Source organism: Saccharopolyspora sp. ASAGF58 (assembly GCF_012277335.1).
GTDB lineage: Bacteria > Actinomycetota > Actinomycetes > Mycobacteriales > Pseudonocardiaceae > Saccharopolyspora > Saccharopolyspora hattusasensis.
This window is the reverse complement of sequence record NZ_CP040605.1, coordinates 6,128,547-6,152,875: the sequence shown is the minus strand read 5'-3', so window position 1 is coordinate 6,152,875 and position 24,329 is coordinate 6,128,547. Positions and strand designations below refer to the sequence as shown.

The 24,329-nt window shown below is 67.2% G+C and carries 26 protein-coding genes; 20 read left to right on the top strand and 6 right to left on the bottom strand.

From position 1 onward, the window contains the following. Positions 1-160: 160 nt before the first annotated feature. Both FDZ84_RS28670 and FDZ84_RS28665 read right to left on the bottom strand, forming a co-directional pair. Positions 161-1,702 (bottom strand): IS1380 family transposase, encoded by a 1,542-nt coding sequence (locus FDZ84_RS28670; RefSeq protein ID WP_246868362.1) that lies wholly within the window; start codon positions 1,700-1,702, stop codon positions 161-163. 15 nt (positions 1,703-1,717) lie between these two features. Further along, positions 1,718-3,343 carry a GMC family oxidoreductase gene (locus tag FDZ84_RS28665; RefSeq protein WP_168588401.1) on the bottom strand — a complete coding sequence of 542 codons (1,626 nt, stop codon included), beginning with the start codon at positions 3,341-3,343 and terminating at the stop codon, positions 1,718-1,720. Between the two features lie 665 nt (positions 3,344-4,008). On the opposite strand from FDZ84_RS28665, the gene FDZ84_RS39480 reads away from it, so the two are divergent. After that, positions 4,009-4,626 (top strand): DUF6431 domain-containing protein, encoded by a 618-nt coding sequence (locus tag FDZ84_RS39480; RefSeq protein ID WP_246868499.1) that lies wholly within the window; start codon positions 4,009-4,011, stop codon positions 4,624-4,626. Further along, positions 4,545-4,802 (top strand): helix-turn-helix transcriptional regulator, encoded by a 258-nt coding sequence (locus FDZ84_RS28655; protein ID WP_246868498.1) that lies wholly within the window; start codon positions 4,545-4,547, stop codon positions 4,800-4,802. The genes FDZ84_RS39480 and FDZ84_RS28655 overlap by 82 nt, the downstream gene beginning before the upstream one ends. 578 nt (positions 4,803-5,380) lie before the next feature. Here the strand turns inward: FDZ84_RS28655 and FDZ84_RS28650 are convergent. The 3 genes from FDZ84_RS28650 to istA all read right to left on the bottom strand — a co-directional run bounded on the left by FDZ84_RS28650 (position 5,381) and on the right by istA (position 9,628). Beyond that, the gene (locus FDZ84_RS28650) at positions 5,381-6,991 is read right to left on the bottom strand and encodes an ISL3 family transposase (protein WP_210435184.1); all 1,611 of its coding nucleotides are present in this window, start codon (positions 6,989-6,991) and stop codon (positions 5,381-5,383) included. Between the two features lie 181 nt (positions 6,992-7,172). Beyond that, on the bottom strand, positions 7,173-7,988 hold the full coding sequence (istB, locus tag FDZ84_RS28645; protein ID WP_246868476.1) for an IS21-like element helper ATPase IstB: 816 nt from the start codon (positions 7,986-7,988) through the stop codon (positions 7,173-7,175). Continuing rightward, a complete protein-coding gene (gene istA, locus FDZ84_RS28640) occupies positions 7,985-9,628 on the bottom strand; it encodes an IS21 family transposase (protein ID WP_246868497.1) in 1,644 nt (547 codons plus the stop codon). The genes istB and istA overlap by 4 nt, the downstream gene beginning before the upstream one ends. Positions 9,629-9,944: 316 nt before the next feature. Between istA and FDZ84_RS28635 the strand changes: the two genes are divergently transcribed. Together FDZ84_RS28635 and FDZ84_RS38140 are read left to right on the top strand one after the other, a co-directional pair. Next, positions 9,945-11,252 carry a hypothetical protein gene (locus FDZ84_RS28635; protein WP_210435183.1) on the top strand — a complete coding sequence of 436 codons (1,308 nt, stop codon included), beginning with the start codon at positions 9,945-9,947 and terminating at the stop codon, positions 11,250-11,252. A 134-nt stretch (positions 11,253-11,386) separates the two neighbouring features. Then, complete coding sequence (locus FDZ84_RS38140; protein WP_210435182.1) at positions 11,387-11,566, top strand: hypothetical protein; 180 nt, start codon at positions 11,387-11,389, stop codon at positions 11,564-11,566. A gap of 271 nt (positions 11,567-11,837) precedes the next feature. Here FDZ84_RS38140 and FDZ84_RS28630 read toward each other — a convergent pair whose 3' ends face one another. Beyond that, positions 11,838-12,821, bottom strand: a complete 984-nt coding sequence (locus tag FDZ84_RS28630) for an LLM class flavin-dependent oxidoreductase (protein WP_210435181.1) — start codon at positions 12,819-12,821, stop codon at positions 11,838-11,840. Positions 12,822-12,847: 26 nt separating this feature from the next. Here FDZ84_RS28630 and FDZ84_RS28625 point away from each other — a divergent pair, with 26 nt between their 5' ends. The 16 genes from FDZ84_RS28625 to FDZ84_RS28555 all read left to right on the top strand — a co-directional run bounded on the left by FDZ84_RS28625 (position 12,848) and on the right by FDZ84_RS28555 (position 24,059). Beyond that, a complete protein-coding gene (locus FDZ84_RS28625) occupies positions 12,848-13,516 on the top strand; it encodes a hypothetical protein (protein WP_246868496.1) in 669 nt (222 codons plus the stop codon). 37 nt (positions 13,517-13,553) lie between these two features. Next, positions 13,554-14,144 carry a hypothetical protein gene (locus FDZ84_RS28620; protein ID WP_168588399.1) on the top strand — a complete coding sequence of 197 codons (591 nt, stop codon included), beginning with the start codon at positions 13,554-13,556 and terminating at the stop codon, positions 14,142-14,144. A 99-nt stretch (positions 14,145-14,243) separates the two neighbouring features. After that, positions 14,244-14,786 (top strand): hypothetical protein, encoded by a 543-nt coding sequence (locus FDZ84_RS28615; RefSeq protein ID WP_168588398.1) that lies wholly within the window; start codon positions 14,244-14,246, stop codon positions 14,784-14,786. Between the two features lie 168 nt (positions 14,787-14,954). Continuing rightward, positions 14,955-15,182: a hypothetical protein gene (locus FDZ84_RS28610; protein ID WP_168588397.1), complete on the top strand. Its 228-nt coding sequence runs from the start codon at positions 14,955-14,957 to the stop codon at positions 15,180-15,182. A gap of 36 nt (positions 15,183-15,218) precedes the next feature. Then, the gene (locus tag FDZ84_RS28605) at positions 15,219-16,259 is read left to right on the top strand and encodes an IS630 family transposase (RefSeq protein WP_168588396.1); all 1,041 of its coding nucleotides are present in this window, start codon (positions 15,219-15,221) and stop codon (positions 16,257-16,259) included. Positions 16,260-16,404: 145 nt separating this feature from the next. Next, on the top strand, positions 16,405-16,989 hold the full coding sequence (locus FDZ84_RS28600; protein ID WP_168588395.1) for a hypothetical protein: 585 nt from the start codon (positions 16,405-16,407) through the stop codon (positions 16,987-16,989). Between the two features lie 144 nt (positions 16,990-17,133). Further along, complete coding sequence (locus FDZ84_RS28595) at positions 17,134-17,763, top strand: hypothetical protein (RefSeq protein WP_168588394.1); 630 nt, start codon at positions 17,134-17,136, stop codon at positions 17,761-17,763. Between the two features lie 156 nt (positions 17,764-17,919). After that, positions 17,920-18,165: a hypothetical protein gene (locus FDZ84_RS39475; protein ID WP_246868495.1), complete on the top strand. Its 246-nt coding sequence runs from the start codon at positions 17,920-17,922 to the stop codon at positions 18,163-18,165. Further along, positions 18,162-18,398 carry a hypothetical protein gene (locus tag FDZ84_RS39470; RefSeq protein ID WP_246868494.1) on the top strand — a complete coding sequence of 79 codons (237 nt, stop codon included), beginning with the start codon at positions 18,162-18,164 and terminating at the stop codon, positions 18,396-18,398. The genes FDZ84_RS39475 and FDZ84_RS39470 overlap by 4 nt, the downstream gene beginning before the upstream one ends. Further along, positions 18,395-18,778, top strand: coding sequence for a hypothetical protein (locus FDZ84_RS28585; protein ID WP_168588393.1), 384 nt, complete (start codon positions 18,395-18,397; stop codon positions 18,776-18,778). Before FDZ84_RS39470 ends, FDZ84_RS28585 begins: the two co-directional genes overlap by 4 nt. A 630-nt stretch (positions 18,779-19,408) precedes the next feature. Beyond that, the gene (locus tag FDZ84_RS28580) at positions 19,409-19,969 is read left to right on the top strand and encodes a hypothetical protein (RefSeq protein WP_168588392.1); all 561 of its coding nucleotides are present in this window, start codon (positions 19,409-19,411) and stop codon (positions 19,967-19,969) included. Next, positions 19,966-20,430: a hypothetical protein gene (locus tag FDZ84_RS28575; protein ID WP_168588391.1), complete on the top strand. Its 465-nt coding sequence runs from the start codon at positions 19,966-19,968 to the stop codon at positions 20,428-20,430. Before FDZ84_RS28580 ends, FDZ84_RS28575 begins: the two co-directional genes overlap by 4 nt. Next, complete coding sequence (locus FDZ84_RS28570; RefSeq protein WP_168588390.1) at positions 20,417-20,614, top strand: hypothetical protein; 198 nt, start codon at positions 20,417-20,419, stop codon at positions 20,612-20,614. Before FDZ84_RS28575 ends, FDZ84_RS28570 begins: the two co-directional genes overlap by 14 nt. Before the next feature lie 46 nt (positions 20,615-20,660). Then, positions 20,661-21,608, top strand: a complete 948-nt coding sequence (locus FDZ84_RS28565) for a hypothetical protein (protein WP_168588389.1) — start codon at positions 20,661-20,663, stop codon at positions 21,606-21,608. A gap of 269 nt (positions 21,609-21,877) precedes the next feature. After that, entirely contained in the window at positions 21,878-22,627 is a 750-nt protein-coding gene (locus tag FDZ84_RS28560) for a hypothetical protein (protein WP_168588388.1), read from the top strand. Positions 22,628-22,673: 46 nt separating this feature from the next. Further along, positions 22,674-24,059, top strand: coding sequence for an IS1380 family transposase (locus tag FDZ84_RS28555; protein ID WP_168588387.1), 1,386 nt, complete (start codon positions 22,674-22,676; stop codon positions 24,057-24,059). Positions 24,060-24,329 lie beyond the last annotated feature (270 nt).

Genomic DNA, 24,329 nt, shown 5'->3' with positions numbered 1-24,329 from the left:
TTTCATGGCGGTCGGTGAGCGGGTGAGGGGGTTGGGTTTTGCTGTGGTGGGGCTGGTTTTCGCGGCCTGGGCGTGATGGTTGCCCGGCTGTCGGGCCGGGTGGCCGGGGTTCCACGGGCCCCGGGGTCTTTCTTGGGTCGTAGGGGCGGGTTGGCGCTGGTTAGGGTGCTTGTGGCAGGGCGGTGATGCGCTGCCAGGCGCTCTCGATCTGGGTGGCCCAGGGCCAGGTGCGGGGAATTTTGAGTCGTCGTCGGCGGCCGCCGCGGACGAGGCGGGCCGCGGTGTGCAGGATGCGGTAGCGCAACGTTTTCGGCTCGGCTTTGGCCAGAGCGCCGTCGAGGGCGAGGAGTTTGAGCCAGGAGAGCAGGATGGCGGCGGTCATGGATGTGGTCAGCCAGGCGGTGTTGATCGCGAAGTCGCGGGAGGGGAATCGGCCCAGGCCGGTGTCCTTGCCGGTGCGGATGCAGTCCTCCACCCGGGCGTGCACCCGGTGCGCGGCGTCGATGTACTGCGACTGCCCCAGCCACCCCTTCGTGGTCTCGGGACGGTTGGTGACCCACAGCGTGTAGCGCCACCCGTCTTGGGTTTCGAACAGGGTCAGCTGCGCCCCAGGATGGGGACGTTCGCGACGCACGAACACCCGCATCTTCTCCGGCCAGGCGGAGAGTTGGTCGCCGCCTGGTCCCTGCCGCAGCAGCCCGGTCAGCTCGGCCACGTGGGCCTGCTCGACCCAGCAGCGGGCGTGTGTGCACCGGGGGTTGTCGCAGGCTTCCTCGGCGCGTCGCTCACGCAGCTGCCCGCGCGGCCCGATCGCCTGCACCCACGCCCGCTCGGGCACCAGCCGGATCGCGGTCTTCTCCCGCTCGGTCAGCGCCCACCCCACCGAGTAGATGAGCTGGTATCCGCGCCGGGACGCGAGCTTGTCCAGATGTGCGATGAGCTCGTGACTGGCGCCGGCACCGTCCACAGTGACCATCAACCGCCTCCGAAACTGTTGTGGCAGCGCGGCAATCGCACTATCGGTGATGGCGATGTGGTCCTCGGCTGTGTTGCTGCCGGCCGAACCGCGGCGCAGCATCCACGCCAGCGGCTCACCCCCGGTGTTGTCGCAGTAGGCCTGCAGCGGGTGATGGCCGAACCCCTTGAAGTTCGCCTCCGCCCACTCCTTGTCCGAATGCGCGTCAGTGACCGTCGCGTCGATGCGGACGCAGGTCACCCCCTCCAGGGTCTTGTCCGCGATGCGCACCCCGGGAAGCGTGCCGTGGCGTGTCACGATCTGGTCCCACGCATACCGGCGGGCAGTGTTCACTGCGGCGGTGATCTTCTTCGCCGTGCGGGTTCCGCCGTCGGCGATCTCTTCCAACGTCCGCCACGCGGTGGGCACCGACGCCACCGGCCCGAACAGCTCCCGCTGGTCACCCATCACCCGGAAATCGCTGATCGCCCGCGCCCCGTCGGCGATCGCGCACGCCACATCCGCTACCACCCGGCCCCGGTTATGCACCAGCAACCGGGTGCCGGCCAGCGCCTTCGACAAGCCTGCGGTCAAACCCGTCTTATCGGTCAACCCGCGCAGCAGCGCAAGCCCGGCGTGCGACACGATCCCCTCACCATCAGCGGTGACTTCCAAACCCCGCGACCACCCAGTAGCCTGCACCTCGAAAGTGCTCCTCACCTTGGTTGCGATACGGACGTCAGACACCCGTATCCTCCCAGGTCAGGAGCACTTTCTGTGTTCAGGCACGCCGCAACACAACCGACCCACATGAAAAGTCAGGGCCAAGGCTGTAACAGGCCCAGTGGGATTGCCGGAGACCATGATCGGCAGCACAGAGGCGTCTACGACACGCAGGTTCGTTACCCCGCGCACCCGCAACCGCGAATCGACCACGTCGTCTTCGTCCGCCCCCATCGCGCAGGTGCCGACGGCGTGATAACCGCACAGGCCCGCTTCCATTCCGACGTCGACGATGTCCTGGTCAGTCTGCACATCGGGCCCGGGCACGATTTCGTGCTCGATCCAGCGCGAAAGCGCCCTCGTGGTGAACAGGCTGCGTATCCTGCGGAATACGGCCACCGCCGTAGTGCGGTCCGACTCGGTGGCGTAGTAGTTGGGATCAATGGCCAGCGGCGCGTCGGGATCCGCCGAGGTGACGTGGACGCTGCCCTCGCTGTTCGGCTGCAACGGATAGGCGATGCACCACATCCCCGGCGCTCGCTCGATCTCCGGAAGCTTCCCGGGTTCGGGCAGCCGCATCGAGAACGGTGCGACCTGGAACTGAGCATCGGGCCGACTCAGCTCTGGGCGGGTCTTGAAGAACCCAACGATGTCAAACGAAGGCAACGCCAACGGCCCTCGCCGGTCCCTCTGGTACATCTCGGCCGCAGCCCGCTGACCGTCCTCGGTGCCGAGCAACTTGTTGTAACCGACCTCTTCCGCGAGCCGGAACTGCAACCTGAACATGCGGTGCTCGCGCATGCGGTTGCCGACGTTCGGGCTGTTCACCACGACCTCTACACCCGCGGCACGCAGCGTGTCCGCCGGACCGATGCCGGACAGCTGGAGTATCCGGGGCGTAGCGATGCTGCCCGCCGCGAGAACCACCTCCTGAGCGGCGTGGCACTCGACGGCCTGTTCCTTCCGGCGTCCTCGAACGCCTATCGCCCGGCCGCCCTCGACCACCACCTGATCGATTGTCGTGTCCAGCACGACGGTCAGATTGGGACGGTCCATGACAGGGTGCAGGAACGCCGTGGCCGCACTGACCCGCTCGCCGTCGCGGATCGTCGCCGTCGCGTATCCGATCCGCTCCTCGTCCGTCTCGTTGAGGTCCCGCGCCCTCGACCACCCCAACTCGGTGCCGGCGGTGATCACATCGTCGAGCAACGGCTCCGTCCCGTCGGCGGTCGAGACGTGCAGCGGCCCACCCGTTCCTCGGACATCGGACCAGCCGAGCTCGTTGTTCTCGATCTCCTTGAAGACCGGCAGCATGTCGTCCCAGCCCCAGCCCGGATTGCCGAGCCGAACGAGTGCGTCGTAATCCGCGCGGTTCCCGCGGTTGTACACCATGCCGTTGATCGAGCTCGACCCTCCGAGCGTCCTGCCTCGCACCCAGTGCTCGACCTGCTGCGACGGCCCGAACGGGCGGGTGGAGTAATGCCATGCGGTCGCCGGATCGCTCAGCAGTTTGGGAAACGCACCCGGAATCGCGATGAGCGGATTGCTGTCCCGGCCTCCTGCCTCGATCAGCAACACGTTGACCGTCCGGTCTGCTGAGAGGCGGTTGGCAAGCACACACCCGGCCGGCCCCGCGCCAACGATGATGTAGTCGAACCGCGTCACGAAAGTCCCGCTCCCATCCCTATTTCCGCCGTGCAAGTCCACCATCGGTGACGGAAAGACTTCCGTGCCCGAGGCCCGCCGACGATCGCCGCGGCCAACTCCGCACAGCCACCCTAGAACGCATTCCTCACGCACCGTCGAACGCAGGAGGCCCCCATGTCAACTTCGGGGACAGTTTCTAGAACGGCACTTTCGGTACGACACAACAGGGTCAGGTTCAGCCGTCACTGCTACTGAATGACTCTTCTAAGGTGCGGCCGCGAATCAAACAAACCGATCCCCTCAAGTGGAGCCCCGAAGAGTGCTCCGCCACGACAATCGTGTTCGACTGCTACTTTCCTCAGTCGAGCACGTTCACGCCGGATCCGAAGCCAAGGTGTCCGCCGCCGATGTGGATGACGACGTAATCAGCGGTTGTCGCCGTCGCCGGTGCGGATGGGATTTCGGGCGGGTGCGAGTTGTTCGGCGCCGTCACCGTGCTGATGAGACGGTCGTTGATCGGGCGAGCAGGGCGTAGGCAGCCGGGAGGGGACCATCTCGTCGTCGACGTGGGAACCAGTCGGGCCGTGCGGTGATCGTGGCAGTGGCTGTAGGGTCAAGCCAGTCACAACACCAGCTGCCCCTCCCCAAAAGCTGGCAGCTCTTGGATGCTCAAGGGATGAGTCGTGATCGAGGTCGTCGACACCGAGGCCGCCCGACGCGCGCTGGCCGCCGGAAGGCTGCGCTGCCCCGAGTGCGCGGGGACGCTGCGGCCCTGGGGCCGCACCCGGGAACGCACGGTCGTCGACCATCACGGCACCCGCACCATTCGCCCCGATCGCGCACGCTGTCAGACGTGTGGCCGGACCCATACCGTGCTGCCCGCCGAGCTGCTGGCGGGCCGCTCCTACACGCTCGGGGTGATCGGCCCGGCGCTGGCAGCCGGCGTGCTCGGTGTCGGCCACCGCAGGATCGCTGCCCGGCTTCGCGTGCCCGCCGGGACCGTGCGGTCCTGGCTGCGCCGCGCCCGCGATAACGCTGCGGCGTTATGTCGGGTGACTGCCCAGAATCCCGGTTCGGCTCATCTCCTGTTGGCGGGAAACGTCGTCCATCTCGATCCGGCGGCAGCCGTGTTCGAGTCGATGCTGGAGGGATGGCGGCGGCAGCAGTCAGCTCGATTCCTGCGGCAGAACACCATCGAGGGGCGGCTTCGGCTGATTTGGTGCCGCTGCTGGCCGAGCGTGGGGTGGTGCTGTCCCGCGAGCAGGTCTACCGCCTGGTCACCCAGCCACCGCAGCGCATGAGCATGGACACTCTCATGGCGCTGTGCGACATCCTCGACTGCACCCCCAACGACCTGATCAAGCCAGAGGTGGTGAACAAACAGGTCCGCAAGACCGGCAGCGGAGGCCCGGAATCCGCGCCGCCGCAGCCCAAGCGCACCGTCATCCGACGACCTGGCCGGCCAGGGTCGGCATGAGCTCCGCGCCACGTCAACGCGCCACCGCCAGCGCACGGCTGGCCACCGTTCGGGCGCGCCTGGTCGCCCGCGTGGAAGCGGCAACTGGTGACACGTTGCCGCCGGGACAGGCGCAGCAACTGCTGGAGCAGGCACGAGCCTGGAATCCCCGAAATCGCCTACGCACTCGACGCACACCTGGCCGAGCACCGAGACGCCTTCACCCAGCCGTCACCGCATGCTCCGCTCGCCCTGGTCGAGCTGCTGCGGGCATTGGACGCGGCGGGCCACGGTGCGGCAGTGACGCTGCTGGGCTGCGCGGAATGCGGCCGCACCGGCTGCCGTCTGCCGCTGGTCGGCGCGGCCGGGCGCGTCTGCTCAACCTGCGACAACCGCCGTAGGGTGCGCCGCTGCGCCCGGTGCGGGCGGGACCGCCCAATCAACGCGAACCGTCCTGAAGGGCCGATCTGCCAGAGCTGCTATCGCAAAGACCCTGCGATTTTCAAGGATTGCGCGAGCTGCGGACGTTGTCGCTTGCCGACGTGATGGGCTCTGTCGCAAATTGCGTGATCAACTTTTTGGTGGCTGGATCTTGGGGATCATGTCGTGAGCAGGATGCGCTTGCGTAGTAGGTCCAGTTTGGCCCGCCCGAAGGACTGCCTTTTCAGGTATTTCGCCCTGTTCACGGCCCCTTCCGTTGGGCCATTGCTCCAGGTGAGGGTGAGCCCGGCGGTCACCGCGGCCAGATCTTGGCGGAGGCCGTTGACGAACGAGCGTAGAGCGGGCAGGTCGTCAGCGCAGACGCGGTCCATCCAGTCGGGCAGCAGATCGCCGCGCAGGTCGCGGATCATGCTGGCGAACGCGCCGACGTGGCGGCGGGTGGCCTCCAACTCGGGGCAGCGGGCCAGGACGGCCTTGAGTCGTTGCCCGTCGTCGTCCGGGAGGTTGTCGGGGTCGCGCATGATCCAGCCGACGACCTCCCGGATCTTCGGCGGCCTCGGCGCGGACTCGGGGGCTTTGCCGGTGGAGCGGAAGGGACGCAGGTAGCGATAGACGGTCTGAGCGCTGCCACCGTAGCCCTGCTCGCGGATCTCGCGGACCAACAGGGAGACGTTGGCGCAGCCGTCGTTAAACCGCTGGTGCAGGTAGGGCTTGTATTCGTCCAATAAGGATGAACGGGAGGCGGTCTTGGAGAGGAGTTCTTCGACGCTGCCGGCCTGGAAGTATCGGCGCGCGGTCTTGCGGTCGAGGTCGAGCTCGCGTGCCACCGCACGGATGCGCTTGCCCTGGGCACGTAAGGATTGCACGGCTGCGTACCGCTGGCGGATCCGCGCCGCCAGGCCGGATTCGGCGGCCTCGCCAGAGACGGCTGGCTCTGCGACCGGTGTCGGGCTCGGCGACACCTCGGCCGCGCCGTCGGCAACGGTGTCGCCCTCGCCGCGTGCATCGTCGACGGCGGGCTCGATCAGGCAGCCGCGGTGCCCGAGCACGGTCTTCTCCACTGCCTCGCCCAGGTTCTTCCACAGATGCCACCGGTCCGCGCATTGCACCGCCTGAGGCGCACCGCGGGAAGCGCCCTCGGCATAGGCTCCGGACCTATCGCGTGTAATCACCTGGATCTCGGGATGCTTCTTGAGCCACTCGGCGAGGGTGTCGGCCTCCCGGCCCTCCAGCACATCGACGGGTCGATGGGTGGCCATGTCCAGCAAGATAGTGGCGTAGTTCTGCCCACGTCTGATCGCGAAGTCATCCACCCCGAGCACGGTTACCGCTTCCACCGGCGGGTCGGGCACGGCTCGCACCAGCCGCAACAGCGTGTCCCGTCCCGCCCGCAGCCCCAGACGATTGGCCAGTCGGGCTCCCGCACGGCCGGCCAGCGCCAGCCCGATCGACTCCAGCATCCCGCGCAGCGGCAGGCTCCGCCGGGCATGGCGCATGGTCAGGCCCTCCACCTGCTCGGCGAACGTCCGCACCGAACAGTCCTGGTGAGTGCAGAAAAACCGCCGCACCCGCAGCCACAACACCACCGGCCGACCTGCCACCGCCACGTCCGCCACTGTGCGGTCGTACCGACTATGCACCCGCGCCGAACAGTTGCCGCAGGCCGGGCACGCCGCCGAGGAGGCCCTGGCCGATGCCCAGATCCGCACCCCCGCGTCTTCCTGCTCCACCCGCTCAACCACCACCCCGGCCAGATGCGGAAGCAGCACGCCAACACCGTGATCATCACACACGAACCATGATCGCAAAACCAGGCCAGCGCCGATCACCCAGGCAATAGTTGATCACGCAAATTGCGACAGAGCCCGTGATGGGACCACCGAGTTGCCAAGAGCAAGGGACCACCCGTGGCTGTCATCGAGCATCGGTGTCGATGCCCTGATCGTCAACTCAGGCGTGGTCGCCGCCGCTGGCCCGGGGGCGTTGGCGCTGCCGGTAGGACTCGCCTTCGACGACGAGTTCGTGGCAGGTGGAGGTCAGCCGGTCGACCGCGGACTGCGCCAGCAGGGGGTCATCCATCATGGCCAGCCACTCGCTGGCGTCCCGGTTGCTGGTGATCACCGTCGATGCCTTCTGGTGGCGCTCGACGCAGAGCTCGTAGAAGTCGGTGGTCTCGGTAGCGTCCAGTCGTTTGAGGGCGAAGTCGTCGATGATCAGCAGCTCAACGGCGGCCAGCTTGCGGATCTCGGCGTCCAGGGAGTTGTCCAGTCGGGCGGCCTTGAGCCGCTTGAACAGCTTGTCCGCCCGCGCCATGTGCACCGAGCGGCGCCGGCGGACGGCGATATGCCCGAGCGCGGTGGCCAGGTGCGTCTTTCCAACGCCCACCGCTCCCAGGACCAGGGCGCCGTGCGGGCCGTCGAGGAACCGCAGGCTGACCAGCTCGTTCCACAGCTGCCGGTCGTAGCGGACCGCCCCGGTCTCCTCCCAGGTGTCCAGGCGCATCGACGGGTCCAAACCGGCGGCGCGGGCGCGCAGCCCGGCGGAGGTGTTCTCTCGCCGTGCCACCTCGTCGGCCAGGACGAGTTCGAGGAAGTCAACGTGGGTGAGTTGTTGTTGGCGGGCCAGGGAAAGCCGGTCGGGAAGGGTGTCGAGCATCCGGCCGAGCTTGAGGGTCCGCAGGGCCTGCTTGAGTTCCGGGCCGATCACCGCCGGCGCGGCCGGGGCCGCCTTGGAGGTGGCCCTTCCGTTGGTTTTTGGTGTGGTCACTGGGGTTCTCCGTCCTGTTCGCTGCTGTCGTGTTCACAACCCCCGGCGACGCCGGGGAGATCGGGGTCCTGGCCGCCGCGCAGCACGATCAGCCGCCGGTTGGAGAACTCGGACGGGTCACGGGCGAACCGGGTCGGGCCTCCGGCGGCCTGGCGCGGACTGAGCGTCGGGGTGGTCTCGATGGCCTTTTCCAGCATCGAGGCGATCTTGGACACCGACACCACGTCAACCTCCAGGGCCTTGGCGCAGGCCGTCTCGACCGGGCCGGGCCCGTAGCGGCGCACCAGGCCCAACAACCGGTAGGCCTGCCGCATCCTGGTCCACGGCAGATCGACCCGCAGTAGCCGTTCGGCGTAGATGCCGACGTGGTGGCCGTGGCGGCGGGCGGCGCGCACCAGCGAGTCGAGATCGCGCATCGCGTAGCCGGAGGTCTGCGAGGGCAGGTCGGCCGGATCGGTCCACCGCCCACCGGGCCGCTGCCGAGGATGGACTTTCACCAGCCGGCCGTGGTGGAACAGCTTGACCAGCACGGAGTCCGCGCGCACCTCCAGCCGCTGCCCCACCAGTTGCGACGGGGCGGAGTAGAGAGCCTTGGCTATCTCGACGTGGAAGTCCTTGTGCACTTTGACTTTCGTGAAGATCGGGACGTCGTAGGCCTTGTCCGGCAACGCGAGCAATGCCGGCGCCTCAGCCTCGGTGAACACTTCCAGCGGGCGGGCCTGGATGGTGCCGTGCATGCGTTGCCCGGCCGTGGTCGAACACCACGATCGAGCGCGGGTTTGGGCGTCGGCCAGGTCCAGAAACGACTCTCCCGCAAAGAAATTCCCGCGCACGTACTGAACCATCCGCTCGACCCTCGGCTTGTCACGAGGATGGCGAACACGGGTGGCGTCTGTTCCGAAGCCGCAATGCTGGGCGTAGTCCAGCCACCCAGCGGTGAAGCGCGGATTGACCGGGTCGGCGTCGGCGACGATCGCGGCCATGTTGTCCGGGATGACGACCTTGAACACCCCGCCGAAGTAGGCCCACGCGGCCTCACAGCCCGAGATCACCGCGTCCAGTGTCTGGGAGAAGGTCAACCACACGAACATGTGCCGGGAGAACACGGCGGTGAGGATCAGCGCGTGGCAGACCCGACGACGGCCCCGCGCCGCGTCGTTGACCAGCCCCATACGGGCGAAGTCGATCTGCAGCTCAGCGCCGGGCTCACCATCGGCCACTCGCGTTGTCGTTGCCGTGCGGCCGAATCCGCAACGCTCAACGCAGAACCGGTGCAGCGTCCGATACGGCACCACCACGCCGATCCGCTCCAGCTTCACCCCGACCTTGACCACCGACAGCCCGGCGGCGACCCACTCGGTGATCTGTTCGCGCTGGGCCTCCAGAGCCTGCCAGGAGCCCCCGCGCCCGCTGGGGCGGACCGGACGGACCCGCTCGACCACCTCGCCGAGTAGCCCGTCGGTCAACTGGTCGTCCCCGCCATCGCGGGTCAGCCCCGCCTCTTGGGCGGCCTCCACATAGCGTCGGGCCGTTTTCCGGTCCACGCCGGCCCGCTCGGCCACCACCCGCAGACCCGCCCCCGACAGCCACGCCCGCAGCACCTCGCGTACTTCGATCACTCTGACCTCCCAGAATGCCATGCCAACGGACCTCCAAGTCGACCGACTTGAAATGATCCAAAATGGACGTCGGGTGACCACCCCCGACGACACGCCGGGTGGTCCCACTATTGGCAACCAGGGTGGCCCCATCCCCTTGGCAGAAATCCGCTCAGGGCGGTCCCATCAACCTGGCAGGCGACACGGACGTCGACGCCGTCCAGCCGCGCGCCGCGAGGACGCGGCGCCGCTATGCGGGACATGCGTTCCGCGACCAGAGCGCCGGTGCGCCGGCTGCGGCGACATGCGGCCGGTCAGGGCGAACACCGACCGCGGGCCAGTGTGCCGCAAGTGCTACGTGACCCCGCCTCGGCAGTGCGGGGTGTGCGGCGAACACCGGCCCATCGTGGTCCGTGCCGGCGACGGCAAACCGGACACCTGCGAACGCTGCTACCGCAACCTCGGCGACTGCGTTACCTGCGGTCGCCATCGTGACGGAAGCGTCCTCGACGGCCGGTTCTACTGCGCCACCTGCTACCCGGGCACCCAGAGCCCGTGCGCGATCTGCGGTCATACCAAGCGGGTCAAGGCGAACTGGCCGCTCGGGCCGGTCTGCGCGACGTGCCGGCAGCGGCGCGGCCGCGCCCCGGCGCCCTGCGGTCACTGCGGTACTACCCGAGTTCTGGTCGGTCGCGACGATCGCGGAACGGACATCTGCGGCCCCTGCGCGGGCCACCCTTCCCTCGACTTCACCTGCCGTCGCTGCGGCCATCCCGGCGACATCTACGCAGACGGCTGCTGCACCCGCTGTGTTGTCGCCGAGCGCCTGGCCGAGCTGTTTGACCGCGGCGACGGCACCGTGGCACCGCGACTACAGCCGCTCCTTAAGGTGCTGAAATCGGCGAATCCCTGGTCCGTCCTTAACTGGCTGAGACGGAACACCTCCACCTTGCTGGCCGAATTCGCCGCGCGCCCGGACGCCCTGACCCACGCCACGCTCGATGCGCTCCCACAAGACCAGGTCACCCGCTTCACCCGCGCAACCCTTGTCGTGGCGGGTGTCCTGCCCGACAGGCATGAACAGTTCGCGCAACTACGCTTGTGGGCCGACAACACGCTCCGAGAGCTTCCACCCCGCCAGCAGCGGATCCTGCGACCGTTCGCCGAGTGGGACGTGCTGCGCGCCGCCCGACGTCGAACCGCCCGCGGCCGCTACACCGAGAACGCCGCGGCCGGAGACCGCGCGGAAATCCGCGCGGCCATCATGTTCCTAACCTGGCTCGACGACCACGACCTCCAGCTGCATGACGTCACGTCCGCGCATCTGGAACGCTGGCTGGAACTCCACCCCACCCGGGCCAAAGCACTCCGCGCTTTCCTGTGCTGGACCCACGCCCGTCACCTGACCGTCAAGCTCACCACGACGTCACCTGGCCGCTGGCTGCCCTCGCAGTTCCTCACCGACGACGAGCACTACCAGCAGCTACGCCGCTGCCTCACCGAGAGACCCTGCCCCTGGACGTACGCATCGCCGGCGCCCTCGTCCGGCTCTACGCACTGCCGAGCACCCGCATCGTCGAACTCACCCGTAGCCAGTTCCACCGCGACGGCGAGCACGCCTACCTCACGCTCGCCCAGCACCCGGTACTGCTGCCACCATCGCTAGCCCGCCTTATCGAGCGCTACCTCGCCGAACCCAGCGCCGGCATCACCTACGCCACCACCGAAACACCCACCTACCTATTGCGCGGCCGATACCCACACAAGCCGCGCCACGCCGGGACGCTCGGCGAAGTCCTCATGCAGCACGGCCTGCACAACCGCCGAGCCCGCAACACCGCGATGATCCACGCGGTCACCGACCTACCACCGGTCGTCGTCGCCGATCTGTTCGGCGTACACATCACCACCACCTTCTCCTGGGCGGCGCTGGCAAGCACCAGCTGGACCGACTACCTCGCCGCCACAGCGCCGCGCTGACCGCCACCAGGCCCCGGTTTCCCAGGGTTTCCAATCGCGTTATGTGGAATCTCATTTGTCAAGTTCATCCTGGTTCATCGCTCGCCGAGGACAGCGGTTCGCCATCTACCACACGTCCGCCGTATCCGCGCTGGCGCCTTGTTATGGAAAAACTAAACAGCCACTTCTCGAGCCCGGCGGTGCGGGCCGGTGCTCGGACAGGAACAGCAGGCCGCATGCGCGGCCGGCGATCAAGCGGGGCAGAGGGCAACGCCGTCACGCCCCTGAAGCGTCACCGAGCCAGGCCGGGCAAGGCGCGCAGGGTGACCAGGTCGTTGGTGATCGCGAGCAGATCGGTGACCCCGCTGTCCCGCCAGGCCGTCAACCTCTCCGCGATACGCCGTTCGGGGCCGATGAGGGAGGTCTCGTCGACGAAGGCGTCCGGCATCGCCGCGACCGCGTCGGCGTGGCGGCCGGCCGCGTACAGCTGGTGTACCCGACGAGCCTCGGTGGCGAATCCGAGCCAAGCCATGCGCCGGGCGTGGTAGTTGTCGCCGGTGAGCCCCATCCCACCGATGTAGTGCGTGAGCCTTTCCTTGACGGTGGCGATACCGGCCTTGACGTCCCGGCACAGCAACGCATGCGCCAATGGGGCGACCCGGAAACCCGGTGGCGCGTCGCGTATCGCGTCGGCACATCCGGTGGCGCGGAACGGCGACCAGTGCATGGGCAGCCAGCCGTCCGCGATCCGCGTGGTCTGCGCGATGTTGCGTGGCCCCAGCGCGCCGATGAACACCGACGGCCCACCGCCCTCCCACACGCGGCGGAGGGCAGCCAGGTAGTCCCTGGTCGCGGCCAACGGGCTGCGCGGAAAGGACTGGCCGTACCAGTCGCGCACAGCGGCGGGCCTGGACAACCCCAGTCCCAGTAGGAACCGGCCACCACTGAGCTGGTTGAACACCGACGCCTGGAGTGCGGTCACCGCGGGCGTACGCGCCGCCATGTGCGCGACCGCCGCGCCGAGATGCACGCGGGTGGTCTTCGCCGCGATCCACGCCAGCGTGGTGAACGCCTCCGCACCCCAGCAGTTCGGCCCCCGGCTGTCCGAGGCCCACACCGAGTCGTAGCCAAGGTCATCCGCCTGTACTGCGATCTCGACCTGTTCGGCGGGACGGTTCGTATCCCAGTAACCCAACACCAACCCCAAGCGCATGACGCCCAACTTTAGGTCCAGCCAGGGCACATCCACTGGGCTATCCGGGTATGGTTCAGCCACGCCGAAGCACATGCTGCTGCTCATCTGTGCAGCATGCCGACATTCGCGGCAACATCACCAACCACCGGGCTCGGTCGACGATCGCCACCCAGTTCGAGCTGCAAGCCTGGCTCGGAGACGCCTCGGTCGAAAGCACCCAGCACTACGCGAAAATCACCCCGATCACCCTGTCCAAGGCCTACACCGACGCCGGCTACTTCGCCCGCAACGTCCGCACCATCGAGGTCCTGGTCGACCGCGACGCCATCACCTCCGGCGCCGCAGCCGCTGGCGAGCCCTGGCAGCACTACGACCTCGGCCACGGCTACTGCACCGACACCTTCTTCGAGCAGTGTTCCCACCGGACGGCGTGCGCGCGATGCGACTTCTACCAGCCCAAAGACTCCAGCCGCACCCAGCTTCTCGAAGCGAAGGCGAACGTGCAGCGCATGAGGATCGAGATCCCCACGACCGACGACGAGCAAGCCGCCGTCGACGACGGGCAAGAAGCGCTCGACCGGCTGCTCGAGAAACTGGCGGACACGCCGACCCCCGCCGGGGGCCCACACCACGCGACATCGCTCGGCAACCCCCAACAGGGGGGTCCCTCCCCATCGTGCAGATTGGAAACACCCCTGCTCAACGGCCTGATTCCACGTAACTGGTATTGGAAACGCGAAACCGCTATTCAGGCCGCTTCCAGACCGGCAGCCTGATGTGAGTCCAGTCCGACCCGAACTATGAGGTGAATCCATGTCCACTGTGGAAGTTCTTCCGGGGCTTGTGCTCGACGAGACCATTTACGGCGCCACTGCTGACGGCATGGCCACCTATGCTCCAGGGATCCTGGCGCTGACCTGGGAACAGTTCGTCGCGCCCGACAACTGGCTGCTCGTCCCCGACGATCAGGGGCACCTGTCGAAGGCGGAGTTGACGGTCGTCAAGACCGCTGAGCAGACGGTCAAGGTCAACGTGTGGTTCCGGTCAGATCTGCGCGGCGGAGACAAGCCGATGCCGCACGACCACCCGTGGAAGACCTTCACCGGGCACGTGCTGCTCGCAGGCTACGACGAGGACCGCTGGTGGGTTGACACCCGCGGCGATGTGCGCGCCGATCTCGGCGTCCGGCACGCCAGTCCCGCAGCCAACACGGTCGATCGCGGGACCTATCACGAGGTCACCGCCATCCACGAACCCGGCCGGACCGTCAGCCTCATGGTCTGCGGGCCAGGAGAACGCGGCCGGTGGGGTTACCTCGACATCGAGACCGGCGAGCACCGGCGAATCCAGCCGGTCAAGAACTTCGACGCGATGCTCGCCGCGCTCAACCCGCACCGCCGCTAACACCGAAACCTCGCCTGAATCAAGGAGAAACCTACGTGATCACCGCTTCCCGCCTATACCGAAACCGCCGTCGCGGACGAGGCATGGGTATGCCCGCTGTTGCTTCCGGCGACGCCGTTCGAGCACATACAGGAAGTGCTCACCGGCCTGGCCCGCGACACCGGCTGGCCGGTCGCAGCCTTCGCGTACGGTGACGTCGGCGAGCAGGTCGAGGAGCTGCTGCTCTACCGCGACCCGAGCAGAACCTTCGGTACTCCGCCGGCCGAGGAATGCGACACCGCAGTACGCACGCTGATCTCGACGACCGACTGGACCGTCGTTCCGGAACGGGCGCCCGTGGACGGCGTCCTCGTCGGTCTCGGCCTCCGGGAGGGCTACGAACCCGACGCGCCACAGCACGAGCCCGCCGAAGTCGCGGCACGACTCGCCACGCACGGCGACGGCCGGAACACCCGCACGGCGCGACTGGTGTCCGCACGTCAGACCGCAGCTGACCTGTTCTGGTACGACGAAGTGGGCGTCGTACTACATGCCCAGGACCGGCTGCTGCCCGCCATCACCGAGACCGCCAAAGCCTTCGCCCAGCAGCGGTTCGTCGTCACCGACCTGAACGCTCAGCAGACGCGCGTCTACCAACGATGACGCCAACACGCGGCTGACGCTCCAGGCCCAGCATGGGGAATTGCGCAAGATCCGAATAATGGCCTTTCACCAGTAATCACCGATCTGCACTGGAATGCCGGGCAGCGCCCGATCTCTGCCGAAGGCATCCAGTCCACAGCTCGGCGCAAAGTCGAGACGGAGGCGGGCGTGTTGCTGGGTCAGGACTGCGCTGAGCGAATCGTGCGCGGGATCCGACCCATCAGCAGCCCGCACACGATCAACTTCTGGACCGTGACCTTCACGGTGCACTTCCACCTTGCCGACACCACCGTCCAACCAGGACCGAGCGCGGCGCTGATCAAGACCGGTGACCTCGTCGAACTGCCGATTTGGCCCGACCACCGACGCGCTATCGAAGCGGCAATCGGTTATTGATCGGGAACTTATAGGTGTGATCTTCGTTGTTCTGGCATGATCGCTGGTGTGCGGGACACGCGGAGGTTATCGCCTGAGGCGCAGGAGGATCTGCGGCGCAGGGTGGTCGCTGCTGTTCATGGTGGGATGACGCAGGTCGAGGCGGCCCGGGTGTTCGCGGTGGCCCCGCAGTCGGTGTCCAGATGGGTGCAGGCGTGGCGGAAACGCGGCTCGAAGGGTCTCACCGGGCGTCGCCGGGGTCGCAAACCCGGCGAGCAGAAAGCGTTGAGTGCCCGCCAGCAGCGCAAGCTGCGGTATGCGGTGGCCGAGCACACCCCGGCCACGTTCGGGCTGACCGGCCTGGTGTGGACCCGCAAGACAGTGGCCGAGCTGATCCGGGTGCGCCACGGCATCGTGTTGAACCTGCGCACCGTCGGCAACTACCTGCGTTCCTGGGGATTGTCGCCGCAGAAACCGATCCGCAAGGCCTACGAACAGGACCCCGAGTCCGTACGCCGATGGCTGGAGGAGGACTACCCGGCCATCGCCGCCCGCGCCCGCCGCGAGGGCGCACTGATCCTTTGGCTGGACCAGACCGGGATCCGCTCCGACGCCACCGTAGCCCGCACCTGGGCACCGGCGGGCCAGACACCGGTGGTGGGCAAAACGGGCAAACGGTTCAGCGTGAACGCCATGTGCGCGATCGGGAACAAAGGCGAGCTGTACTTCACCGTCTACACCGGCTCGTTCAACGGCAAGGTGTTCCTGCCGTTCCTGGACCGGCTGACCCGCCATCTGGACCGCAAGGTCCACCTGATCGTCGACGGACACCCCGTCCACCGCCGCAAGACCATCCAGCAATGGATCACCAAGCACGCTGAGGCGATCGAGATGCACTTCCTGCCGGGATACAGCCCCGAACTCAACCCCGACGAGATACTCAATGCCGACCTCAAACGCACCATGTCCACCAGCACAGCCCCGAAAACCCGCGACGAGTTGAAACAAGCGGTACGCTCCTTCCTCCACCGGCTCCAGAAGCTGCCCGACCGGGTTCGCTCCTACTTCGGCAAACCCGAAGTCCGCTACGCCGCCTGACATCACACATTTGCCACCCAGATCAATAACCCCGGCCAGTCTTCGCTCAAAGCCCGGCACCGCAACCAACCCGCGCGGTGCCGGGCTACTGCCCCATTGTTCGGCATCCACCCGAACACCGCACAACTGACAGGAGGACTGACCGATGGCCGAAGAAGGAACCATCAACGCTAGTGACGTGGTGTGTTTCGTCGGTGAAACCGATGAGAACAACGCGGGCACCGCAACACACCGCGCGTCGGGGGACGCCCTGGTGAAGGTGAAGTGGGGCCACGGGCACCCGAAGTCCGGGGAGCCGTACAGCCACGAACCAGCCAACAACCTGGTCGTGGTGCGAACCTCCGAGCAGGAGCAACGTCGCGTGTGGCAGGAGGGCCTCCAGCGGGACAAGAATGCCCTGGAGGCCGGGGAGAAGCTGGCCGCCGAAGCGGCCGAGGTGTGGACGGACTGGGCCAACCGCCTGCGGGGCCTGCTGGATGAGCTGGACGGCGCCCGGGTGCTGCCTCCCATGCCCTATAGGAACCTGCCCAGCGGGGCCAAGCCGGTGGTCTCCCCCGCCGGGGACGACTCGATGGACGTGACGTGGGCTCGGCCGTTGATGGGCGTGGACCTCACTGGGCTGCGGGCCGACTTGCCTTCGCTGTTGCGCGACGCCTCCGCGCTGGCGTTCCAGTATGAGCAGGAGGAAGGGCGCTGCGAGCACGAGATCGAGCGGCTTGATGACCAATAGTCGTCGTAGCTACCCCTTGCCGGGCCTGGCCTAAGCCGGGCCCGGCTCTTCTTTTGCACGCAATGCATTGCTGTGAAGTGCTTTCGTACGCCGGGTCGGGACCGACCAAACCCGTCCGGCTCCCGAGTGGAAAGGAACCAACCGATGAACGTCGCACTGCCCGTGGATCCCGGCGAACCGCTGGCCCGGCACCGTGACCGCGCCGAGGCGACCCTCAACGCCGCGCGGGAGGTGAACTACCAGACGCAGATGATCGACGTAGCCCGGATCGTCACGGCCGCGCCGCCCACCGCCGCGTCGATCGACCTCGCCCGGGATTTGTACGACTTCCCGAACGGCCTGTGTCTGCTCGCGGTCCACGCGGCCGACGGCACGCCGCTGTGGGGCGACGAACTGGAAACAGGCAGCCGACGTGATCGTCGAGACCGTCGGCCGGGCCGTGAACGAAGATATCCCCGAGGCTGTCGCCGACAGGCGGCCGGACTGGTCGCGTCTGCGCATTGCGGGGCTGGTCGAGAGGTATCGCGTCGCCCTGCCCGACCGCGCCACGGTCGAAAACCACACCAGCACGCCCCGGACGACCACGCGCCCCGGGTGGAGGCCGTCGCTGACCGCGACCCGGACAGCGCGACTGAGCTGCACGTGTTCCTCGACGGCATGCCGGTCACGGCCGAGCTCACGGAGGTCGACCGGGACGGGGCTGGGGGCTCAGTGACTGGCGCGAGCTTGCCGCCAAGCACGCGGCCGCCGCCAGCCCAGCAGCAGCGGAACTGATCAGACAGCTGTTCCGGGAGGGCGAGTCGAACGAGTTCGTGACCGCCTAACGCGCCCCGCTTCTCACCGCGCCAGTCCGGCGTCCTGGTCCATGCCAGGGTGCCGGGCTTTTCCTGCCCGACTTCCGCGCCGCGATGACGCACTCCGGAGATCACCGTGAGCACAGCAAAGACCCACCAACAGCCGATTCCGCTGCTGCCGGTCCTGATGGCCACCTACCGCACCCAAGGCCAGCGCAGCACCGACTTCGCCTGGGTGCCCGAGGGGGAACTGGTCATCCTCGCCTCGGCCTGCGACCGGGACCGCGGCAACCCCGACGGCTCCTGTGGCTGCACCCGCGCATTCGCCGGCGTGAACAGCCACAAAGCCACCACCACAGCCGTCGTCACCGAAAGGTCATGACCCGCGACGACTACCTCCGCCGACTGCGGGCCAGCGCCCTCGACGCCGGATTCCTCGAACCCGGCGAGAACACCACCGACATCGACGACCAAGCCGACGAGCTGCTCGACATCGCCGCCGGCTGGCCGGTCGGCACCGTCATCGAACGCCGCGGCGACCTCCTCCAAGTCCGCCAGTGGCCACCGCCGCCGCGGTCATGCGCCGGTTCTCCCGGGCGGAGAGGACAGAGATGAAGGACAAGATCGGCCTCGACCGAGCACGAGGCGAGCTGCGCGCCATCGCCGCGGAGAGCCCGGAGCGCGTCGACCCACGCATAGGGCGCGGGCTGGCGCCCCGCTATGTCGAAAACGGCCAGCCCGCATGTCTGGTCGCCGAGGTCCTGGCCTGGTTGGGCTGGAGCATCGAGCAGCTCAAACAGCTGGACCGCGAAGGCCCGCGCGACTCTGGACGCAGCCAAGGCGGTGTCCGGCTGGCCAAGTCGCGGCACAAGGCCCTGCGCTGCATCGAACCGCAGGGCTTGACCGCGCTGGCCGCAGTTCAGGATCAGCAGGACCGCTGTGGGTGGTGGAACTGGGGCCACGTCGTGGACTGGTGCCTCACCTGCGGTGCGTAAGAGCCGAACGCGGGATCTGGCCCGCCGCTGGCTGGGCCGCCACCGTCACGACTGCGACCGGCTCGCGTGCCGCGACGAAGCCGCCGAGCAGCTGAGACTGTGGGAAATGGTCGTCGCCACCACAGAAAACTCAGCCGCGTTCGAGTCCGACGATCCGTCGCATCCGCAGTGGCGCGTCGAGGAGCACCGCGACCTGACCACCTGGGACACTGTCAGTGCCACCGACGCGGGCACCACCCGCGCGAAAACCCTGCACCGCGCCGACTACGCGACGGCGACATGCGCAGGTACGGGCTGTCCTTCCCCAGCACCGACCAAGTCACCGATTCCGACCAGCGCTAACACACCCCATTCCCCCACGCGAGCCGGTGGGGCGTGCGCACTCTGCCCCGGCGCCGGCGGGCGTCAAGCCGCGAAAAGCGTGCGGCTTGACGCCCTTTCCCGGCACCGAGGCCGGGACGAGTGCGCCCCACCGGCACGGCGGGACATCAGCACCACACAATGCACGACCAGGAAACACCTGGCCCGAATTCACAGTATCCCTTATATGGCAAGGAACTTCAGCATGTCCGAATCGACCTTCACCATGTCCTTGGCTCTCGCCGCCACCCTCAAGCAGAAGGACGACCAATGAGCGAATCGCTCAAATTTGGCTACAAAAAAGGGCTTCCGCCCGACGTGACGACCGCCTGGGGCTGCCGGGCGATCGTGCACGACAACGGCTTTGCCCTTGACATCCCGCCGGACCGCGAGGCCGGCTTCGGCGACTGGCACACGCTGTGCGGCTACCTCCGCGACCGCGACGGTGGCGAGTGGATCGGCAGGGCCACCGCGATGTTCACGACCGGCGAGCTGACAGTGCGCTCCAGCACGGAGGTCACGCTGTTCGAGGATGACCGCGCCGTGATCAAGGCGAACCCGCAGCGGAGCTACGGCTACCTCTACGTCTGCGCCTACTTCAAGCCCGAGCTACCCGTGGACCCGCAGGAGATCCGGCGAAAGATCGCCGCGGTGTTCGGGCACCACAGGATGAAGGAGAACCCGCACTCGCGGGTGGACTACACCGAGCCCGACGTGGTGAAGCTGGCGGACATCACGGCCGCCGACCTGGTCAAGGCTCACAACGAGGGCAACGACACCTACAACGTCGCCCTGCTGTTGGAGATCGCCGACGAGGAGGGCTGGTCATGAGCCGACCGATCATCTGCACGGTGTGCAACCTCGCGCTGGATGCGTTCACCAACGAGGACGGCGTGACCTACCTGCACACGATCTCGGACGCGATGGACGGCAGAGACGTCAACCACGAGCCGGTGCCGGTGCAGGCTCCGGCCGAGTGGCGTGGCCACTGCGACTTCTGCACCGCCGGGGAGCCCAAGTTCGTCGTGCCCGCACAGGACTTCACTACACCCAACGCCCCGAACGGGTTCAGCACGGGCGATTGGGCGGCCTGCCAGTGGTGCGCGCTGCTGATCGGCGCGGACCGCTGGCAGAGCGTGGTCAAGCGGGCCGCGAACCACTTCCAGCGGCGGATGGGCTTCCCGATGCCGCTGGAGTCGCGGATCTCCATCTGGACGCTCTACCGCCAACTCGCCGAGAACATCACCGGCCCGATCCGGCCGCTCGGAGGTGACTCCGATGAGCGTGGCTGACCTCCAGGAGCTGCAGGAGTGGCAGTGCCCGACCTGCCGGAATTGGGTGACCGGTGCCCACTGGGGCAACCGCAGCGAGTGCCTGGGCTGCCACGAGCGGGCGCTGCTGCCGATCCCACCGGACGGAGTGGAGGAGACCGGCGAGAGCTGGGCGGATGTCTACGTAGGCGGTGACGACTGGTGAGCACAACCAGGCACTCGCCGACACGCTCGGGCTCTAGGAGGGCAGCATGATCAATTGGAATCCCCGCGAGCTGCCAGACCTACGGTTACGCATGCTGGATTTCTGGAACGGGGCCAGCTGCGTCGACTGGGCCTCGCATGTCATGGGTCTGAAGGAAAGCATGTCCGACCACGTGCGGAAAGAGACCGCCGAGGAGGTCCGCACTAGCGTGGCCGACAGCGCGTTGTTCCATGTCGATGCTGTCACGACCGTGATCAGCGACATGGATGATCTGTCCGTCGACGAGTACGGATTCATGCCGTGGGATCTGCCCGCACCTCGCGGATTCATGTACTTCACCGACGGGCAGGAACCCACCGACCCGGATGACACGGACGAGCCGAGGGAACCTTCCGAGCCGGATGACGCAATGCCGCTGGTGTTGACGTGGTGCGTGTATGACGCCGTGGAGGGACTTGATTTCCCACACGGGATCGTGGACATCTTCGTGCACATCCCGAAGCCCAACGTGAGGAAGGAAGTCCTCGGGAACCCGGGGCATCCCACGAGGTTCGATGCCGAGTTTCCCGATTTCGTGCTCGTGCACTACGTCACGGTGGGCTTCGCGGAGAACAGCGAAGACCTCACGTTTCATGCGCTGGACGAGGCCCCGGCCTTCGTTGTGCGCCTCCTGTTCTCGGCGTGCCACATGCTGCGGCATGCCGAGATGACCACCGAAGTCCCGAACCGGATGTCTCGCCGTCGGCATCAGCGGGCCGGCCTGGAACCGCCCGAGATCCGCGTGATCCGCCTGCGGCGCTCAGCTCGACCCACCGAGACCGAGGAGCCCCGGAAGGTATGGCGCCACCGCTGGAAGGTGCGGGAGCACTATCGGCGCCAGTGGTACCCGAGCCTCCAGGCGCACAGGCCGAAGTTGATCGAGGAGTATGAGAAAGGTCCGAAGGGTGCGCCGCTGATCAGCGGGCAGAAGGTCTACAGGATCAACCCGGACTGAGTGGAGCCCCGCAGCTTCGACCACTGACGAGCCAGCACGCACCGAAAGTTGAAGTTGCGGCGGCGCCCCCGCGCGGTGGGGCGTGCGCACTCTGCCCCACCGCCGGCCGGGGTCAAGCCGCGAAAAACGTGCGGCTTGACGCCCTTTCCCGGCGCCGAGGCCGGGACGAGTGCGCCCCACCGGCACGGCGGGGCAGCAGCACCACACGGTGCACGACAGGAAACACTGAATCGAAGTCGCGGTTTCCCTTTTATCGCAAGGACTTTGGCATGCCGAAATACAAGCTGAATCGCACGACAACGACTGGTCCGAACATTCGCGATGCCATCCAGGATGTGGTTGATTACAACTGGGCCAGCGAACGAGCCGACTACGAGCAGCAGGACGCTGAAGACCGTCAGCGTCATATCTTCCGCGCATTGTCCACGATCGCGGAGTGGCTCGACAGGTCTCGGCCCAAGGACCCCGGTTCGATCGCCTCACCTGCGGCAACCGACCCACAGGATCCAGGCCGCCCCGGAGGCTATTCCGGATCGATCGAATGGGATCTCGTCGAGAACGACGATCCGCGCCGGGCCGCCGAAGAACTGTGGGAATTGATCAAAAACAGTCCCGGCCCAATTGTTGACCTGGTTGCCGACAACGGCGCACGAATCCAGGTCGACCTCGCCCTTGAGCCTGGCCAGGGAGACGTCAAACCCGTCACTGGCAACCGGTCGGTCATTCTCAGCGGGATCAGTTCCGCCTTCACCACGCCCGACGACTCGAGTGCCTCGTGCGCACAGCGGCCGAAGCAGCGTGCGGAGACGTCGACGACCTCAGTCCTCGCCAGAACGAACTCGCGCAGCAGGCGTACGCCTTGCTGCTTCAGGAGTAGCCGACATGCTGATGACCGAATCTGCCACCGCAGGCGAAACCTACGTCCGCCACGAATGGCTCTTAGCCCCAATCCACCGATGATCTTGGGTAACGGTTCGGTGGCGAGAGGACGAGATGCCCTTCTGACCTGGGATGATTGATCTTGTCAAGGGATCGATCAACTCGAGGCGAAAGGGCATCTCGCAGGTGCGATCTTCTCATAGTGCCGCGCGGGTGAGCGCGGTGTTCGATGATCCGAATCTGGTGGCCTCGGCGGCCCTGGTTCCGGTGATGCGGTTGGCCGAACGCGTGGGGTTGCACGAGGTGGTCTCCGAGCGTGTCCGTGTACCAGGATCGGTGGGCGCGAACGCCGATGTGAAGGTCGCCTCGATCGTGGCCGGGATGCTCACCGGCGCCGACAGTATTGATGATCTCGGAGTGATCCGGCATGGGGCGATGCCGAAGTTGTTCGGCGGGATCCGGGCACCGTCCACTGTGGGCACGTTTCTGCGTGCGTTCACCTGGGGGGATGCACGGCAAGTGGAGTCGGCCGCGCGGGAGGCGTTGGTGGGCCTGGTTCGGCAGACTCCGGTGCTCGCCGGTGCCGACGAGAGGGTGTTCATCGACGCGGATTCCACCCTGGGCCGGGTGTTCGGGCACGCGAAACAGGGTGCGGCGTTCGGGCACACCAAGATCGGCGGCCACAATGTGCGGCTGCGGGGCTATCATCCGCTGCTGACCACGCTGTCCACACGCCAGTCGGCGCCGGTGGTCGCCGGCACCCGGATGCGTGGCGGCAACGCGGGCTCGGCGCGCGGCGCGGCGTCGCTGGTCACCGAGACGATCAACCTCGCCCGGCGGTGCGGCGCCCGGCCCGACCGGATGCTGTTTCGCGGTGATTCCGCCTTCTATGCCGGGGAAATCGTTTCCGCCTGCCGGAGGCAAGGGATGGAGGTGTCGGTCACGGTGGCCCAGTATCCGAACGTGCAACGCGCCATCGCCGCCATCGACGACGACGCGTGGACGGCGATCCGCTATCCCCAGGCTGTCTGGGACGAGGCCGGCCAGTCCTGGGTCAGCGACGCCGAGATCGCCGAAACCCCTTTCACCGCCTTCGCCGACGACAAGAACCACCGAGTGGCCAGCCGGTTGATCGTGCGCCGGGTCAAGGACAAAAACCATCCCGACGCCCTGTTTCCCGTATGGCGCTACCACGCCTGCTTCACCATCAGCACCCTGCCGCTGGTCGAAGCGGAGAAAACCCACCGGCAGCACGCGATCATCGAGCACGTCAACGACGACCTCGAACACGGGCCACTGGCCCACATCCCCTCCGGGGTCTTCGGCGCCAACGCCGTATGGCTGACCCTGGCCGTCCTGGCCCTCAACCTGCTGCGCGCCGCCGGCAGCCTGACCAGCGCCTTTCACGCCAAGGCCCGCGCCGCGACCCTGCGCCGCACTCTGATCAACATCCCGGCGCGGGTGGCCCGACGAGCCCGCTCGATCACACTGCACCTGCCCACCCACTGGCCCGGGGAACACGACTGGCACCACCTGTTTCACGCCACCCACGCCCCACCAGCAACAAGCTGAACACCCCCTCCCGACCCGCCCGCACAGGGCCCGACCCCAGGACACCACGGAAAAGCTGGGCAGACCAGCGAATCCCGCGCGCCCACCCACAACCATCAAGATCAACACGACCTACCCACAACCCAAAGATCAACACCAAACCCCACCGGTGGATTGGGGCTCAAGGGTTATCTATTAGAAACGGACCGGCGGCAACACCGGCACCGCGCTCCAGGCCGACTCAACCGGTCGCGCCACTGCTCGACCGGCACACCTCGACCAAAGGGTGGG